15 protein-coding genes and 2 pseudogenes are annotated in these 18,278 nt (G+C 33.1%); 9 read left to right on the top strand and 8 right to left on the bottom strand.

All coding sequences use genetic code 11. The features are described from left to right. Positions 1-2 precede the first annotated feature (2 nt). Together IPJ23_05645 and IPJ23_05640 are read right to left on the bottom strand one after the other, a co-directional pair. Positions 3-302 carry a type II toxin-antitoxin system RelE/ParE family toxin gene (locus IPJ23_05645; GenBank protein MBK7630171.1) on the bottom strand — a complete coding sequence of 100 codons (300 nt, stop codon included), beginning with the start codon at positions 300-302 and terminating at the stop codon, positions 3-5. Further along, on the bottom strand, positions 299-589 hold the full coding sequence (locus IPJ23_05640) for a type II toxin-antitoxin system Phd/YefM family antitoxin (GenBank protein MBK7630170.1): 291 nt from the start codon (positions 587-589) through the stop codon (positions 299-301). The genes IPJ23_05645 and IPJ23_05640 overlap by 4 nt, the downstream gene beginning before the upstream one ends. Positions 590-920: 331 nt before the next feature. On the opposite strand from IPJ23_05640, the gene IPJ23_05635 reads away from it, so the two are divergent. The 3 genes and pseudogenes from IPJ23_05635 (at position 921) to IPJ23_05625 (ending at position 6,021) form a co-directional block, all read left to right on the top strand. After that, on the top strand, positions 921-3,392 hold the full coding sequence (locus IPJ23_05635; protein ID MBK7630169.1) for a PIG-L family deacetylase: 2,472 nt from the start codon (positions 921-923) through the stop codon (positions 3,390-3,392). A 158-nt stretch (positions 3,393-3,550) separates the two neighbouring features. Beyond that, a pseudogene (locus IPJ23_05630) lies at positions 3,551-4,564 on the top strand (sodium:solute symporter). A gap of 881 nt (positions 4,565-5,445) precedes the next feature. Continuing rightward, positions 5,446-6,021, top strand: coding sequence for a TetR/AcrR family transcriptional regulator (locus IPJ23_05625; GenBank protein ID MBK7630168.1), 576 nt, complete (start codon positions 5,446-5,448; stop codon positions 6,019-6,021). On the opposite strand, the gene phoU is transcribed toward IPJ23_05625, so the two are convergent. The 6 genes from phoU to IPJ23_05595 all read right to left on the bottom strand — a co-directional run bounded on the left by phoU (position 6,018) and on the right by IPJ23_05595 (position 11,849). Next, the gene (gene phoU / locus IPJ23_05620) at positions 6,018-6,734 is read right to left on the bottom strand and encodes a phosphate signaling complex protein PhoU (protein ID MBK7630167.1); all 717 of its coding nucleotides are present in this window, start codon (positions 6,732-6,734) and stop codon (positions 6,018-6,020) included. The two genes, IPJ23_05625 and phoU, sit on opposite strands and share 4 nt — an antisense overlap. Before the next feature lie 76 nt (positions 6,735-6,810). After that, positions 6,811-7,569, bottom strand: coding sequence for a phosphate ABC transporter ATP-binding protein (locus IPJ23_05615; GenBank protein MBK7630166.1), 759 nt, complete (start codon positions 7,567-7,569; stop codon positions 6,811-6,813). Positions 7,570-7,589: 20 nt separating this feature from the next. Next, positions 7,590-8,540, bottom strand: coding sequence for a phosphate ABC transporter permease PstA (gene pstA / locus IPJ23_05610; GenBank protein MBK7630165.1), 951 nt, complete (start codon positions 8,538-8,540; stop codon positions 7,590-7,592). Between the two features lie 10 nt (positions 8,541-8,550). Then, on the bottom strand, positions 8,551-9,549 hold the full coding sequence (gene pstC, locus IPJ23_05605) for a phosphate ABC transporter permease subunit PstC (GenBank protein MBK7630164.1): 999 nt from the start codon (positions 9,547-9,549) through the stop codon (positions 8,551-8,553). 34 nt (positions 9,550-9,583) lie between these two features. Continuing rightward, positions 9,584-10,675 carry a hypothetical protein gene (locus IPJ23_05600; GenBank protein MBK7630163.1) on the bottom strand — a complete coding sequence of 364 codons (1,092 nt, stop codon included), beginning with the start codon at positions 10,673-10,675 and terminating at the stop codon, positions 9,584-9,586. 265 nt (positions 10,676-10,940) lie between these two features. Further along, positions 10,941-11,849 (bottom strand): PstS family phosphate ABC transporter substrate-binding protein, encoded by a 909-nt coding sequence (locus IPJ23_05595; GenBank protein MBK7630162.1) that lies wholly within the window; start codon positions 11,847-11,849, stop codon positions 10,941-10,943. Positions 11,850-12,082: 233 nt separating this feature from the next. On the opposite strand from IPJ23_05595, the gene IPJ23_05590 reads away from it, so the two are divergent. From IPJ23_05590 to IPJ23_05565, 6 genes and pseudogenes are all read left to right on the top strand, one after another. Continuing rightward, positions 12,083-12,295 (top strand): hypothetical protein, encoded by a 213-nt coding sequence (locus IPJ23_05590; GenBank protein MBK7630161.1) that lies wholly within the window; start codon positions 12,083-12,085, stop codon positions 12,293-12,295. A 231-nt stretch (positions 12,296-12,526) separates the two neighbouring features. Further along, positions 12,527-12,739, top strand: coding sequence for a hypothetical protein (locus tag IPJ23_05585; protein MBK7630160.1), 213 nt, complete (start codon positions 12,527-12,529; stop codon positions 12,737-12,739). Positions 12,740-12,778: 39 nt separating this feature from the next. Beyond that, positions 12,779-14,874 (top strand): annotated as a pseudogene (locus tag IPJ23_05580) (sodium:solute symporter family protein). Positions 14,875-15,864: 990 nt separating this feature from the next. After that, the gene (locus tag IPJ23_05575; protein ID MBK7630159.1) at positions 15,865-16,221 is read left to right on the top strand and encodes a hypothetical protein; all 357 of its coding nucleotides are present in this window, start codon (positions 15,865-15,867) and stop codon (positions 16,219-16,221) included. After that, positions 16,187-16,660: a DUF4097 family beta strand repeat protein gene (locus IPJ23_05570; protein MBK7630158.1), complete on the top strand. Its 474-nt coding sequence runs from the start codon at positions 16,187-16,189 to the stop codon at positions 16,658-16,660. The genes IPJ23_05575 and IPJ23_05570 overlap by 35 nt, the downstream gene beginning before the upstream one ends. 474 nt (positions 16,661-17,134) lie before the next feature. Then, positions 17,135-18,076: an integron integrase gene (locus tag IPJ23_05565; protein MBK7630157.1), complete on the top strand. Its 942-nt coding sequence runs from the start codon at positions 17,135-17,137 to the stop codon at positions 18,074-18,076. Positions 18,077-18,278 lie beyond the last annotated feature (202 nt).

Here is an 18,278-nt window from a genome sequence, read left to right as displayed (position 1 = left end):
AATTAAACTTTTTCAATATCTTCTTTTGAGAGCAACTTATGACTTTCAAACACAGTTAAGATAGTTATAGACTTCTTTTTTATCGCGTAAACTGTTCTATAATTCTTGTATATAATTTCCCTAATCCGATCAATGGATAATTCTGGAACGATTCTTCCCTTCTTTGGAAACCTACCAAGATCTTTTGTTAATGAAATCAATTTGTCAATTAACTGAATTGCTGCTTCCGGATTATCAGCAGAAATAAAATCTTCGATTTGTTGAAGATTTATCATTGCCTCTTTTGTCCAGTTTACTTTCATAAAGATTTACTGGCTCTGTACTTTTTTAATTCACTCTTTAATTGCGCAGTTGAAAAAATATCACTGTTTTCAGAATCAGCTAATCCTCTGGAAATTGATTCGATAAACATTTTAGTTTCATTCAAAGAATCATATTCTGTTGGAGAAACTAAAACACCAGCAGGCTTACCATTTTGTGTTATTACAAGAGAGTGTTTTCTAACCTGTATATCTTTTAAGTATTTTGCTAATCCAGATTTGAACTGCCCAACCGGAATTATATCATTAGTAACAGAAATATTTTTCATTATTACGTCCTTTATTAATGTCTAAATTACAGCTCTAATTTAGTTCTATATTAAGACAATATCAATCTAGCATTCTAACTAATTACTACTATTAAATAAACTAATAATTAATATTTATTTTTTCAGTTTTTATTTTGCTTTTGCTTTCCAACAAAAATAACAATTTAATCAGACCGTTAAAATGAGTAAAATTATATAAAGCATCTGACAACCTTTTCATAATTACTAACCACACAATCTTTTCACCGTTCAAACATTTTATCTTGGATATTTAGATTCATTGTACTATACTCACATCAACTTTTTACCGATTAATAAACTAAATATTTATATGACAAGAATAATTTTAATACTTTTTCTGATGGTAGCATCAGTACATATTTTGTCCCAGCCTCTTCCATCAATGAGTTCATCCGAAATTAAATTAGCATTAAATAAATTGGATGTTCTTGGCAGTGTGCTTTACTTCGCCGCGCATCCTGACGATGAAAACACATCATTAATTTCTTATTTGGCTAAAGGTAAGTTAATGAGAACCGGTTACCTTGCAATGACTCGAGGTGATGGCGGACAAAATTTAATCGGGACGGAACAATCTGACCAGCTTGGAGTTTTAAGGACACAGGAATTATTAGAAGCAAGAAGACGCGATGGAGGTGAACAGTTTTTTACTCGTGCAATTGATTTTGGCTACTCAAAATCATCCGAAGAAACTTTTGAGTTTTGGGATAAAGAAAAAGTATTAAGCGATGTTGTTTGGGTTATTAGAAATTTTCGTCCGGATATTATAATTACGAGATTTCCTACAACCGGGCAAGGTGGACACGGACATCATACTGCTTCTGCAATTTTAGCAGTAGAAGCATTTAATTTGGCAAATGATCCAAAAGCGTTTACCGATCAATTAAAATATGTAAACACCTGGCAGCCAAAAAGAGTTTTCTGGAATGCATGGCTTCCTGCACTACAAAATTCCAATATTGATTTGTCAGAAATTCCGTCTTTAAATCTTGGAGAATATAATTCGCTACTTGGAATGTCCTACACGGAAATTTCAGCGTTAAGCAGATCGATGCATAAAAGTCAGGGTTTTGGGGCATCAGGAATTAGAAATAATATTTTAAATTATTTTTCACTGCTCAAAGGTGATTCGGTTAGAAATGACATTTTTGAAGGAATTGATTTAAGCTGGGACCGAGTTGAAGGCGGAAATGAAATTCATTCTTCAATCCAAAAAACTATTACAGAGTTTGATGATGAAAATCCAGCGGCAAGTCTGGATAATTTATTTTTAATTCGTGAAAAAATATTAAGACTAAAAGATGAGTATTGGAAAGATGTAAAGCTCAAAGAAATAACTGAGTTAATTCGATCCTGCGCTGGAATTTGGATTGAAGCTATTTCTGACAATGAATTTGTTTCTGTTGGTGATACTTTAAATTTAAAAGCATCCATAATCAATAGAAGCGAAAAAGACTTAACTTTAAATAAAGTAAGTGTTGATCTTTTTGATAATAAGCAAGTTGATAACTTAATCCTTAATAATGGTGAACTAAATTCATACGATCTTAAATTTTTTATTCCTGAAAATACACCAATTTCACAACCATATTGGCTGCAAAATGGACACAATGTTGGGATGTATAATGTTAGTGATCAAAATTTAATTGGATGGCCTGAAGAAAAATCTAAACTAATTTGTGATTTTATTGTTAGTTATAAAAATCAATCGATTAATTTTTCAATTCCAATCTATAATAGAATAAATGACCCTGTTGATGGAGAAGTTTATAAACCTGTGGTCATAACCCCACCTGTAACTGTAACACTTGAAAAAGAAATTTATTTTTTAAGTAATAAAGATGAAAAAGAAATTAAAGTTACTGTTCAATCATTTAAAAATTCAGTAAATGGTAAGATCAATTTAAATTGTAGCGGTGGATGGAAAGTTTTTCCAAATCAAATTGATTTTCAGATTGATAAAAAGAATCAGAAAATAAATTTTTATGTAAAAGTTTCCCCTTCAAGTAACGGTTCTAATTCAGAATTAACAGCTAATGTTATAATTGATAATAAGACTTATACTAAGAGTCCAACACGAATTGATTATAAACATATTCTTCCTCAAACAATTTTCTATGATTCAAAAGCTAAACTTGAGCTGTTTAATTTTGAGAAAGATGTAATTAACAAGATAGGATACATTGTCGGCTCTGGTGATAAGATTCCTGATTTCTTATCCGATCTCGGATTTGATGTTACTTTACTCGATGATAAACATTTTGGTTCTAATAATCTTAATCAATATGATGTAATTATAACTGGAATACGAGCATACAATACAGTTGATAATCTTGCGTTATTTCATAGTGAGCTAGTTAAATATGTTGAACAAGGCGGGACACTGATTTCTCAGTACAACACTACTGGTGATCTGGTAGTTGAACCCGGAGTATATCCATTAAAGATTTCTCGTGATCGTGTTACTGATGAAAAATCTAAAGTTGATATTCTTATAGGTGAGCATCAGATTTTTAATAAGCCGTTTAAAATCACAACTGATAATTTTAATGGCTGGATTCAGGAACGTGGATTATATTTCCCAAATGAATGGGATAAAAATTATACAGCTCTTTTATCGATGAACGATAAAGGAGAAACACCTAAGACAGGATCTTTACTTATTACTAAATACGGCAAAGGCACTTTTGTGTATACGGGATTATCATTCTTTAGAGAAATTCCTGCCGGAGTTGAAGGAGCAATTAAATTATTTGTAAACATACTTTATTCTGGTAAATAGTTGAAAGATAATTTAGAAAATAATATTGAAGACAAACCTCCTTTTCTTAAATCTTGGAATAAAATTTATTTGCTCGTGTTTGGCGAGCTTATATTATTAATTTTCCTTTTCTATCTATTCACAAAGGTTTTTAGTTGAGTACGATTGATTGGATAGTAATGTGCGGGTTTACTGGTTTTATTGTTTTCTACGGTGCCTGGAAAACCCGAAAAACAAAAAATGTAGATGACTATTTACGAACTGGTAAAAGCAGTTCGTGGTGGGTTATTGCATTATCAATTATGGCTACGCAAGCAAGTGCAATAACTTTTCTTTCAACTCCCGGGCAAGCTTATGTGGATGGAATGCGATTTGTTCAATTCTATTTGGGCCTACCGATCGCAATGATTATTCTTTCTATTACAGCAGTTCCTATTTACAGTAAACTAAATGTTTACACTGCATACGAGTACCTCGAGAAAAGATTTGATCTAAAAAACAGAGTTCTTGGAAGTGTTTTATTTCTTAGTCAGCGCGGACTAGCGGCAGGGTTTACAATTTACGCACCTGCACTAATACTTTCAGTTATTTTTGGCTGGGAACTTAATACCACAATTATAATTATTGGTGCAATGGTCATCGTTTACACCTCAATTGGTGGAACAAATGCTGTAAACAAAACACACATTCTGCAATTATCTATCATAACAATTGGAATGTTTGCTGCATTTTTTATGATTTATTTTCTTTTGCCAAAAGATATTTCAGTTATTGATGCAGCTTATATCGCAGGCAAAATGGGGAAATTAAATGCCATAGATTTTTCTTTTAATCTTAATGACAGATACACATTCTGGTCAGGAATAATCGGTGGTACTTTTTTAATGTTAAGTTATTTTGGAACGGATCAATCTCAGGTTGCAAGATATCTTTCTGCAAAAAATATTACACAAAGCAGAATGGGTTTGCTTGTAAACGGTCTTGTAAAAATTCCAATGCAGTTTATAATTCTTTTTATTGGGGCGATGGTGTTTGTGTTTTTTCAATTTGTTACTCCCCCGCTCTTTTTTAACCCTGTTGAAACTGAAAAAGTTAAATCAGGATCATATGCTAATGAGTACGTGCAGCTTGAAAATGAATTTGAGTTACTTCAGAATCAAAAAAGAGAAAAGCTTAGGGAATTTTTAAAATCAAATTCAAGCACTACTAATAATTTACTTCAAGAAGCTGGTACTGTCATTTCTATCGAATCCTCGAGTGAGAAATCCTTGCAATACAGAGAGAACCAGCTTTCTCCCTCCGGTCGAAATGACGACCACAATTACACGGCAACAACATCTTCTGCACAATCGAATTTGGGTTTAAGAAAAATTTCAATTGATGTTATTAATAAAGAGTTAGATGGCATTTCATTAAAAGAAAAAGAAATTAGGAACAATGCTAAGGAACTAATCAAAAAGAACAACCCAAGCGCTGATACAAATGACACAAATTATATTTTCATTACCTACATCGTTAACTACTTACCAGTTGGTTTAATTGGGTTGCTTCTAGCTGCAATCATAGCAGCTTCAATGTCATCAACATCTGCGGAATTAAATTCATTGGCTTCAACCTCTATGATTGACATCTATAAAAGGATGATAAATAAAAATGCAAATGATAAACATTATCTTAATTTTTCTAAGTATGCAACGGTTTGCTGGGGAATTTATGCGATCATATTCGCTCTGCTGGCAAGTGAGTTAGGATCATTGATCGAAGCTGTAAACATTCTCGGCTCACTTGTTTATGGAACAATACTTGGAATTTTTCTTGTGGCCTTTTACACAAAAAAAGTTTCGGGTGATTCCGTTTTTATAAGTGCGATATTCGCGGAAGTTTTTGTACTCTATTGTTTCCTTTTTACTTCTATTCCTTTTTTGTGGTATAACGTGATAGGTTGTCTGCTAGTTGTTGCATTAAGTTTGATTTTGAATCTGCTCCTTCCCAAGAGAGAATCTATTAATATTAATTAAGATGCTTACTTGTTAAGGGTCTAATCATTATTTTTGATTTAAAATATTTATGATTAATGGCTAACGAAAGAAAAATCCAAATAATTAAAGCAGCGGCAAAAAGATTTGCAAGACATGGTTTAAATAAAACCACTCTTGATGAAGTTGCACGCGATATAAGAATCGGGAAAGCAACTATTTATCATTACTTCACTTCAAAAGATGATTTATATTTTGCGACGCTTAAATGGGAATGTGAAAATTTTATTCTACAGGTAAAAGAGATACTTGAAAAGGATTCTGATTCATTAAAGCAAAAACTAAAAGATTATTTTGGACAAAAAGAAATCGTATCAGAAAACAATAAATTAATACACGAGGCGATACTAACATATTTTAATGATAAATCTTTTGAGAAGGAAAAAGAAATTATTAATTGGCTGTTAATACAGGAAGCAGAATTGATTAAAAAGTTTTTAACAAAGCATTATTCACAAAGAATAAAAAAGACCAGTTCGAATTTTCCAAACTTTATAGTAATTAATAGCTGGGGAATGTTTTTTGCAAATAAACTTAATGCCCTTATGGAACCTTCTAAATCTGAGGAAACAAAAATACTTTACATAGAATCATTAGAAACTATTTTAGGCTAAGATTCCGTATCAGCTTTATCATCTTCATTCTCATTCTCATCATCACCAAAAATAAATTTTTCATATTTATGCTTAATTAATTGAGCTTCAACAATAAAGAAAACATCTTCAGCAATGTTTGTTGAATGATCTGCTAATCTTTCTAATTCCCGTGAGATAACCAATAATGCAACTGCGCCCTCAATATTATCAGGATTTTGCTTCATTATTGATTTTAGAATTAAATGGTTTTCAGCATTCAATTTGTCAACCACATCATCCGTTAAAATAACCTCTTTAGCAAGCTCAGGATTACCGCCAATAAATGCATCAATAGAATTCTTTAACATGCGCTTTGTAAGATTAAACATCTCTTCAAGCTTTGTATTGTGATAAAACTCAGGTTTTGTCTTAATCAAAATAATATTTTCAGCTATGTTAACGGCAATGTCACCAATGCGTTCAAGATTACTATTAATAGTTAATGAGGACATAATGTAGCGAAGATCCATTGCAACCGGTTGTGCTAATGCAAATATTTTCTGACAAATCTTATCAATTTTTACATCATATTTATTTACTTTTTTGTCACGATCAATTACAGATTGCGCTAACTCCAAGTTATCTTCTTCAACCGATTTAATTGCAAACTGAACCTGCTCATCAACAAGGCTGCACATTTTAATAACACGGGTTTTTAATTTTTCGAGATGTTCATCTAAAAGTCGTTCCATTTTTTCTCCTTTGTTCTCTCCATAAAATAGCTATAGATTCCGAAACAAGTTCGGAATGACACAAAATTAAAAACTATCAACCAAATCTTCCGGAAATATAATCCTCAGTTTGCTTAATAGAGGGGTTAGTAAAAATTTTGGTTGTGCGATCAAATTCTATTAATTCACCGATATAGAAAAATGCCGTCATATCACTTACGCGGGCGGCTTGCTGCATATTGTGCGTTACTATTACAATTGTATATTTTTGTTTCAAATCGTGGATCAGTTCTTCAATCTTTGCGGTTGAAATCGGATCAAGTGCGCTCGCAGGTTCATCCATTAAAATAATTTCAGGCTCAACTGCCAAAGCACGTGCAATACATAATCTTTGCTGCTGACCGCCTGATAAACTTAATGCATTTTCGTTCAATCGGTCTTTTACTTCATCCCAAATTGCTGACTGTTGACAAGTTTTCTCAACAATTTCATCAAGAGTCTTTTTATCCTTTATTCCATTTATCTTAGGTCCGTAAACAATATTTTCATAAATGGTTTTTGGAAAAAGATTTGATTTCTGAAATACCATACCGATATTTTTTCTGAGATTAACAACATCAATATTTTTATCATAAATATTTACACCGTCAACAGAAACTTCCCCATCCACCTTTACATTATCAATTAAATCATTCATACGATTTAATACTCTGAGGAATGTAGATTTACCGCATCCAGAAGGACCTATAAATGCAGTAACTCTTTTATCAGGGATATTAAGAGTTATATTTTTTAATGCTTGTTTCTCTCCATAGAAGAGATTAAGGTCCTTTATTACAATTTTAATTTCTTTCATTTTCTGTTTCTATTCTAATATTAAAGTCTGCCTAAAGATTTTCTAAATCTATATCTAAATATTATTGCTGTTATATTTAATAAAAATGTAAGTCCGATTAAAACTAAGGTGGATCCGTACTGGATAGGTAAAGTCTTTGTCGGATTTGATGATTGTGTTGCCAAAATAAAAATGTGATATGCCAAATACATAAATTGTTTTGCTGGATTGATCATTGGGATACAATAATCTCCAATACATAAATCTGTTACGGGAAGATTTGGAAGAAAGAATGCTGCACCTAGAAATAGAATCGGCGCTGTCTCTCCTGCTCCCCTGCTGATTGCTAATATTGTTCCCGTTAATATACCAGGACGAGCTTGAGGCAGCACAACACTTTTAATTGTCTGCCATTTAGTTGCCCCTAATCCATAAGAAGCATCACGATGGGACTTAGGCACAGAATTTAATGCCTCAAGAGTTGAAACAATGACAATCGGAAGCACAAGCACAGCAAGTGTTGCAGATGCCCAGATCAAAGCCGGCTGACCGAAGAGCAAACCGGTCTCAAGAACTTCATCCATGCCTCTTCCAATAAATAGGATAAAGAAACCCAATCCAAATAAACCAAATACTATTGATGGAACTCCGGCAAGATTATTTATTGATGTTCTGATAATCCTGGTAAAAAACGAATCCTTTGCATATTCATTAAGATAAATTGCCGAGCATACTCCGAGCGGGACAGCCATTAAAATCATAATTAGTGTTACAGCAATAGTTCCAAAGATAGCAGGGAAAATACCGCCCTCTGTCATATTGTTTTTAGGATCATCAAAAATAAATTCAAAAGAAATAGTTCCAATTCCCTGTTCTACAATTTTTCCTAGAAGAAGCATCAATACTAAAACAAGTGAAAAGAACATTATTCTAACAAACCAAATTGCTAAGCTTCCAACAAAGTCTTTTTTCTTTTTACGAAGTTCTAACATTTTTTGTCCATCAAAATGTATTCTTCTTTCTCATCTTGTTGATAATCATTTCAGCAATAAGATTTAAAATAAAAGTTATAGTAAATAGAACTATACCAATAAAAAACAGTGAGTAATAATGATCTGATCCTTGAGAGACTTCTCCCATTTCAGCAGCAATTGTTGCGGTCATAGTTCTAACGCTAAGAAAAATATTTGCAGTGATATTAGCAGCATTACCAGCGGCCATAAGTACAATCATTGTTTCACCAATAGCGCGACCAAATCCTAAGATTACACTTGCAGATACCCCGCTAAAAGCTGCGGGAAGAATTACTCTGCTTATTGTCTGCCATTTTGTTGCACCCAATCCATAAGAAGCCATTCTTAAATCGTTTGGGATTGAATGGAGAGCATCTTCGGTTAATGAGGCAATTACTGGTATGATAACAAATGATAATCCAATTGCAGCAACAAAAGCATTTAATCTGTTAGCAGGATTAAGTAAATCATTAAAAAATGATGCACCTATTACCAACATAATAAATCCAAGAACCACAGTAGGTATACCAGCAAATAACTCTATTAATGGTTTAAGAAATTCTTTCCATTTAGGATTTGCCACTTCAGAAAGATAAATACCTGCAGCAACACCAAATATTGTGGAAATTATTGTGGCAGGAATTGCAGTTAACAACGTTCCAAGGATTAAAGGGATGAGTGAATATCTTGGTTCAGTTGAAGTGGGATACCATTCAAATACCGTCTGAGTTGATCCATCAGTGCCGGCTCTAGTAGTATAAAGAAAATCTAAAAGACCAATGTGCTCTAATGACTTGAATCCTTCCTTAAATAAAAAGATAAAAATGAGAATTATAAATATCAGGGCAGCAACACCGTTTAAGGTAAAGAATATTTTTATCAATGATTCTTTAGTACGGGTAAATTTTTTAATTTTTTTGCCGTACTTAGAATCTTCTGATTTAGAATAAAATTCTTTTTCGTCTGTATTCTGATCAGTTATTTTCATCTATTTTAAAATAATAAGAATTATTATTAATCGCCTATAAGAAAGAATAAAAGAATGTTATTCTTGGTGTAATCGATGGGTCGATAGATCTTCCACCGATTGATTCATAAGTTTCTATTATTACATTCGGGCTAATAGTTACCTTATCTACAGGTTTATAGTTCAAGCTAAAAATAAACCAGTTTCTTGAATCTCCTTTGAAATTTGAATCAGTATTTGGATCATAATTATCGAATCTACCAACAACGGCTAATTCTTGTGAAAAATTGTAATTGCCAAAAACTGAGAATCCCATTCCACTTCTATTTTTCAACTCACCTGCGCTAAAAAGACCATTTTGGCGTTGGGTAAGAAAACCTTCAACTCCAAAAGAGTAAGAATCTTTTTCAGAATATCCAAGAAACAATGCATATGTTAAATCGTTATTTGCAATTGTTTCAGGAGGATTGGAAGAACTGGTTGGATCATCAATATTAGGACGAGCTTTTAGATCCGCATAAAGAGTTGTAGTAAATTGTTTAATCGGTGTAAACTGAATGTGACCGTAAAATCTTTTGTACTTATCAGTTTCCGGTCTGTTTCCTGAACCATCACCTATCATCACCCAATATTTAAACATCCCTTGTTCATCAATCTTTCCTTTTAGTGATACTGCAAGATCACGAGACGAAACCGCGCCTCTTAGATCTAATATTGTTTTTTCTAAGAATCTATTTCCCCAATAACCTTCCGAAACTTCAAAAGCAGGAGTAGGCTGAAATCCGAAAATAAAATCACTTCCTTTAAATATATCCTTCCATTTTAAGTAAGCGTCTTTAACAAAGATTCCAACTTTACCATCACTTGTATTAGCAATCTGATCCGCTTCTAAACGAAAGCGTGTAGAAAATTTTTCTGAGATATTATAATCATAGGTGAAGTATATTCTTCTGAACTGAAAACCATTTAAATCTTTTTTACCGCCATTAACAACATTACTTAATGAACTTAAACCAGTGTCTCTTGCAACATTATAAAAATAATCTCCAAACATATAACCGGAAATTTTTCCGCCTGAATTATCCTGAGCAACCCCTGTTGATACAACGGAAATACATAGCAATACACCAAGTAGGTAATTTTTCATTTTTTTCTCTCTCTCTTTGTTCGACTTAAATTTTATTTAAGAAAGCTTCTCTCTCTCCAAAGAAGCTTTATCTATTTATTCTTAATCGTCATCCCAACAAACCTGGCTTCGGCAGCAAGGAGTACGGATCCAAAACAGAATCAATAGATTCCCGTTCCTGCCTACTGCAGGCAGGTTCACGGGAATCACACCAGCATCAAAACCTTTAATATGTCAACAAAATTATTCAAAGGAGATGCTGAAATGAATTCAGCATGACATATACTTATTTTTCTAAGGGCAGAGGAATGTATTCCATAGATTTCACAATATTTTGCCCTTCAGGTGAAACTATGTAATCCATAAAGTCTTTAAGTTTTCCTGCAGCTTCACCATTAGTGTAGCAGTAAAGGTAACGAGAAATTGAATAATCACCGCTCCAAATGGCTTCATAATTTACCTTATTGTTTTCAGCGGGTGTAATTGCCGGAGAATTTTCATCCTTCTTAATGTGTAATATTTTTACATCATTTCTTTCTGCAAAGTAACCAACGCCGCCGTAACCAATTCCTTTAACATCACGTGCAACTGCCTCACCAAGAGCTGCAGTTCCCTGCAAAACCTGGGTTGAAGGAGAATAATCAACTTGCTTACCATCAACTTTACCAAGTACATGCTCCTTAAAGAATTCATAAGTACCGCTACTGTTTTCTCTTCCGTAAAGAGTAAGTGGCATATTAGCTCCGCCAAGTTGTTTCCAATTTGTAATTTTGCCGGAAAAAATATCACTCAATTGTTTTATTGTTAAGTTATCAACTTTATTTTCAGGATGAACGATAACTGCAATCCCATCAAGTGCAACTTGGTACTGATAAGGACTCAATCCTTTAGATTTTGCATCATCCATTTCAGAAGATTTCATTTCACGCGATGCATTTGCAATTTCAGTAGTTTTATTAAGCAGACCTGCTATACCTGTTCCAGATCCACCACCTGTTACTTGAAGTGAAACATCAGGATGAAGTTTCATATATTCTTCAGCCCATTTTTGTGAAAGGTTTACCATTGTATCAGAACCTTTAACGGTAATAACAGTTTGTTCTATTTTTTCGCTGTCTCGCTTGCATCCGATAATTAACATTGGAATTATTGCTAGCAGCATAAATAAAAATGCTAAATGATTCTCTCTTCTCATCTTTGGATCCTTTATGTTATTCTTAGAAATAGTTTGTTTTAAGTGTTGAAATATAGAATAAACCTTACTTGTTAATACCTCTTGAATATTAAATTAATGTTAAATCCTTCATAAATGTTTGTTTTTGCTAATTTTTGCTTGATATATATCGAATATTATTTACGATTTTGTTAGATAATATTTAAGTTAGATGTAAGAATTATTTTAGAAAAAAATAATAAATAAGGATTACAGTGCCCGATTTCTTCAATACATGGCTGCCATTTATTTATCTGTACGGCGTTGGCGGAGTTTTCTTTTTTGCCGGAATGTATATTATTATCAAAAGCGGTTCATTAAATACAAAACGTAAACAGCATAGATTTTGGGTTAAGGTTTTATTTGGCGGTTATTTCTTTTTTATGATTTTGCATGCTTTTTTGATTATTGCAGCTTTGTACTTTTAGGAAAATAGAACACTTGTGATAAGCCATAATTTGATTTTAAATGTCATTCCTGTGAACCTGCCTGCGGTAGGCAGGAACGGGAATCCATAATTTTTTTAAGGAATAGATTCCAACCTCCGTGGGAATGACAATAACAGATTATTTCTAAATCACCGATATTAAACGGATCAATCAATTAGGAAGTAATTTAATTTGAAATCTTTATTAACATTATAATTTTTTAGGATTTATATGCCCACTTTTGCTCATACCTGGTTACCTTTTATATACCTTTATGGTGTTGGCGGTGCTTTCTTTTTAAGTGGAATGATTCTAATCAAAAAAGCTAAAGCCGTAAACTTTCAGAAAAAACGTCATCGTTACTGGTGGAATGTTACGATATTTGGATACTTTTATTTTATGGCAATACACGTTTTATTGATTTTAGCGGCTTTATATCTATAACAAAACTCAAACTATTTCTTTAACAAAAAAATAATTTTTATGGAAGTACATCACAGTTTAGGCACATCCACCGATTGGATTGTAATGGTAATTTACTTTATTGCAATTATGGCATTCGGTTCATACTTCGGTAAGTACAATCGCACAACCACAGATTTCTTTTTTGGCGGAAGACGTTTTGCCTGGTGGTTGATTGCAATGTCTATTGTTGCAACCGGAGTTGGAAGTCATAGTTTTATAAAATACTCAGCTAAAGGATTTACTGATGGTTTTGCATCTACAATGACTTATATGAACGATTGGTTCTTTGTCCCCTTCTTTATTTTTGGATGGCTTCCGATTATTGTTTACACACGAATCCGATCAATTCCCGAATACTTTGAAAAAAGATTTTCACCCGGTACAAGATTTCTAGCAACAATTTTAATTTTACTTTACATGATCGGTTATGTCGGCATTGGATTTTTAACTATGGGTAAAGCTATTTTGCCACTACTGCCGCAGGATTTTACAATACTCGGGATTCATTTTCAAACAACATTGATGGGGTTAGTAATTGTTATTGCATTAATTGTTGGCATTTACATTACCTATGGCGGACAAACTGCAGTTATCTTTACAGATCTTGCACAAGGATTTGTTTTAATATTTGCTGGCGGTTTGGTTTTCTTTCTTGGTCTTGATTACATAGGCGGATTTGGGATGTTCTGGGATTTACTTCCCACAACTTGGAAACTGCCACTTGCTAATTTTAACAATCCACCCGGTTTTAATTTTGTAGGAATTTTCTGGCAGGATGGCGTTGCAGGCTCTGTAGGATTTTTATTTATGAACATGGGTCTGGTGATGCGTTTTATGGCAACCAAGAGTGTTGATGAAGGACGTAAAGCTGCAGTATTTAATATTTTATTCATGCTTCCAATTTCTGCAATTGTAGTTGGTAACGCAGGTTGGATTGCAAAAGCTATTTCTGTAGCCCATCCTGATATTGTACCCGCAAACACAAACCCTGATGCGGTTTTTGTAGTTGTGGCAAATATAATTTCGCATCCGGGGGTATTTGGATTTATTATGGCTGCACTAACGGCTGCATTAATGTCCACGGTGGATACTCTACTTAATGCAACAGCGGCAGTTTATATAAATGATATACATCGCCCTGCAAAAAAATGGTTATCCAAAAAAATACAAACATGGAAAGAAGAAGACAAACAGGAATTAGGTGCTGCAAGAATTGCAACTGCTTTATTTACAATTATGGGTGTGCTTGCAGTAATTCCGTTTAGTGCTTTTCCTACAGTTTATGAAGCACACGGATTTTTTCACTCAACTCTTACTCCCCGCTGGTAGTAGCAATATTTCTTGGAGTATTTTGGCGTAAGTTTACTAACGCATCAGTAATTGCAACATTTGTAGTCGGCGTTGCATTGATGGTACTTGGTATGTACTATCCGCAACCTTTAATTCAGATATTTGATCACGGAACAGATTTTGATCCAAAACATCCTTACACATACATTGGTGCACTTTACAATTTATTTGTGTGTGTGTTTGTCGGTGTGATTACAACTGTAACTAGAGACTGGCAAAAGAAGATTGTGGAAAAGATAAAAACTAATCCAAATCATAAATCAATTATGACGGGAATTACATTTTTATCCGGCGCATTATTTATGATGGTAATTTTTAATATTGCCTCACTTCCGATACTGTTATTTCTTACTGCAATTATGCTTGTATTTGTAGTAATCGCATCAAACTATTTCTCAAAGTATTCTGAAGCAACACATACAGAAGGTTTAACTGTTTGGGGAATTGCAAAAGCAAAGGAAACTTTTAAAGGCAGTAAGGTTAATGAGCGTGATGGTGATAGAATAAAAGTTAATTGGAAGCTGCAAGATGATGCAGATGATATGATGCATTTTTCTAAAAATGATATGGCAAAGATGTCGGCGGAAGTTGGAGATCTTGTTTATTTATGTGATGCAAGAAAAATATTTGGCGGATTAAAATCCTGCCATAGCACATATGGTAAACCACACGATGAGGATGGTATTGTTTATATTACGCAGGAACATATTGATCAGGGGCAGTTTGTTAAAGGTAAACCAGTTACTGCTGAAATGGAAATGTGACGTCTTAATTTTAAATGTTCAATTGTTTTTAAGAAGGAAAGATTTCTCTGGCATTGCCATCGAAATGACGGGACGATTGGAATAGCCAAAATTGATATTAATTTATAACTAACCGATTAATTTTTTATATATACTTTTCTCTTGTCCATTGGACTCCTTTGGAGATAGAAAAGTATCAAAAGATCAAGACTACAAATAATTTGCTAAGAATTACTCTCACTTTGCTGCGTTGAATGAACTCGTCCCAAAAGGACTCAAACAGCATTCAACGTTTTCGCTTCGTTCGATTATTCTTTTTACGCAAATTATTTAATGTCGGGTTTTTGAAAGATTTATCCCCCTGGTCGAAATAACAGCTCCACGTTATTGTCATTTCGAAGAAACGAAGTGTACGTTTTCGGAATGACTGGACAATCGAAATGTCGGAACCACACTATTGCAAGGACAAATATGTTTTATACAGTTTAATTGTTGCTAATTATAAACTGTGCATAATTTTTTGGTTGATTTTTGAGTAATCATTTTTGATATTAGCAACAGAAAAAACAAATATTGCGTAAGACAAACAAGAGTGGGTAAGGTAAGTTTTGATTTTATTTTGTAATTGTTTTCTCCTGTAAGTCAGGTTTTATTGTAACTAAATTTTTTATGATTGTACCCTCCATTTTCCATTTCTACTACCGGAGGGGGGAACTTGTTGGCGGAGTTTAATTTCTGCTGTCGCGTAATTTAGCAAGACAGTTAATTATTAAAGGCAAGTATGTACCGGTTCTGTTTATACAATATTCTTTTTGTTCCAATATTATTGCACATTTACTTACGATAATTAGGTTTTGAGTTTGTGCGAATTTTTCATTTTTTTTCAGTTGGATGTGACTGTTAGTGGCGAAGCCATGCTAAGAGTTAATGTACAATTTACAATGAACAGTTTATAATGTTGAGCAAGAGAAAATTGAAAGATTGAAAAATTAAAGATTGAAAGATTAAAAAATGGAAAGATTAAAGATGTTTAAATATTTTAATATCGCTTTGTTTGCCGGATTGGTTTTTATTACAGCCTGCACCGAATCTACTGCACCTGATCCCCTATTTGATTATGTACGAAGTAGCTCAGGCAGTTTACTAGTAGATGCAAACATTAATAAAATCACTTTAGATAATCCAATTGGTTCTATTATGATTAACGGTTCATCGGACTCATCAAACGTAAGTTATGTTTTGAATAAAACCGTTAAAGTAAAAGAATCATCACTTGCACAGGCTGAGTTTGATAAAATCTTATTTGATTATTCTACAATTTCTGATACAATAAATTGTATCATCAACTCCCCCTTCCGTTCCATTTGATAATTATAAAAGTTCTTTAAATATCAACCTACCACCAGGGAAAGATATTTATGTAAAGAAAAATAATTTTGGAGTTCAAACATATCAATTAGAAAATAATCTACATATCGAAACTGCAAAAGGTGAATGTATAGTTGAAGGACACGGCGGATCTGTTGAAGCAATTACTCAATCCGGAAATATTAATGCAATGGTTTTGATACCTGATAGTGGTTATTGTAATTGTTATTCCGTTGATGGCAGCATAACTGTTCAGGTTCCGATTGGAAGTTCAGGTAATATCATTTTAAAAACTACTAATGGAACTGTTAGTTACTCTAATTTAAATATCCAGAATTTAACGCATACATCTAAAGAATTAACAGGCACATTGGGAACCGGCAGCGGAACTATTTATTTGGAATCTGTTAATGGTAATGTTTTGTTGAAAGGGTTTTAGGCAGGAAATTATAAGGTTGAATAATTGAAGGATTAAAAGATTTTTTTTTTTAGTTCGGAATGACGGGACGATTAGAAAAGCAAATGTTGGAATTGATTTTAATTTATAACAAACTAATTAAATATTGCACATACTTTTCTCTTGATAGAAAAGTATCCCCGATTTAAATCGGGACAGGCGCAAGATCAAGACTATAAATAACTAAATCTGTTCTTTTCTTGTAGCAAGAAAAGAACGAAAAGAAACTCGCACTTTAAAAATAAATGCTAAAATTCTGTTACACTTCACTAAAAGAAAATAACTCGCTCCCCGATATTTCGGGATCGCTCAGACAGATTTTCTTTTTTACGTTACGTTGCTCAGAATTTTTTTACGCATTTCTTTTTATGTGCAAAAAACAAAGGGAAAAAGATTTTTTTATTAATTGTTTATCAAATATAAAAATGCTTTAGGGTTAAGGTGGAAAAAGTAAAAATATTAGATCGTGTAAGAAATGAAATAAAAGTTAGGCATTATAGTTTGCGAACTGAAAAATCTTACACTAACTGGATTAAAAGATTTATAATCTTTCATAACAAAAAACATCCTATAGAAATGGGTGCGGATGAAATTCGTGAGTTTGTAAATCATCTGGCAGTAAAAGATAATGTTTCTGCATCAACACAAAACCAGGCTTTGCAAGCGATATTATTTTTATACAAAGATATTTTAAAAATTAAGGTTGGATGGATAAACGAAATTGAAAGAGTTGCACGTACAAAACATATACCCGTAGTGTTTTCAAAATCCGAAGCAAGACAAGTTTTAGAAAATATGGATGGTGTTGTAAGGCTTATCGCCTCCCTGCTGTATGGCGGCGGATTAAGATTGAATGAATGTTTAAGATTGCGAATTAAGGATATCGATTTTGATTATAAGCAAATTGTAATACGAGATGGTAAAGGTGAAAAAGATAGAAGAACAACGCTGCCAGAAAAATTAATACCAGCATTGCAGGCACAGGTTAAGTATGTAAAAAAAATTCATCTTGCAGATTTAAAAGAAAACAACGGCACAACTGTTTTGCCGTATGCGTTAAGAAAAAAATATATTAACGCCGGTAAAGAATTTGGCTGGCAATTCTTATTTCCTTCAGCTAATTTTGTAGTGGATGAAGAAAGTAAACAGCGATACCGGTATCACATACACAGTTCAACGGTTCAAAAAGCAATTAAGGAAGCGTTAAAAAAAGCTGAGATAACCAAGCCCGGAAGTCCGCATACTTTTAGACACAGTTTTGCAACGCACTTGTTAGAAGCGGGTTATGATATCAGAACGGTTCAGGAATTGCTTGGGCATAAAGATGTTAGGACCACAATGATATACACGCATGTTCTAAACAAAGGCGGAATGGGTGTACGAAGTCCGCTGGATTAGCGTGTAAAAAGATTGAATGATATACCGAATTTAATTCTGCATATCGCTCAATAAACTTTTTGTAAGATTTTATAAAATAGTTTGTTTTTAGAGAGATAAGTAAACAAATTAGATTAAATAAGGCAGATAAATTTTAGTAGTATCCAGAAGTGTAGTTCCGCATAACACACAAAAGATATGAAAGGGTGATTCTGTATAATTA

The sequence above is a fragment of the Ignavibacteriales bacterium genome (assembly GCA_016709765.1).
In the GTDB taxonomy this organism is placed as follows: Bacteria; Bacteroidota; Ignavibacteria; order Ignavibacteriales; family Ignavibacteriaceae; genus IGN3.
This window is presented reverse-complemented; position numbering and strand designations above follow the sequence as displayed.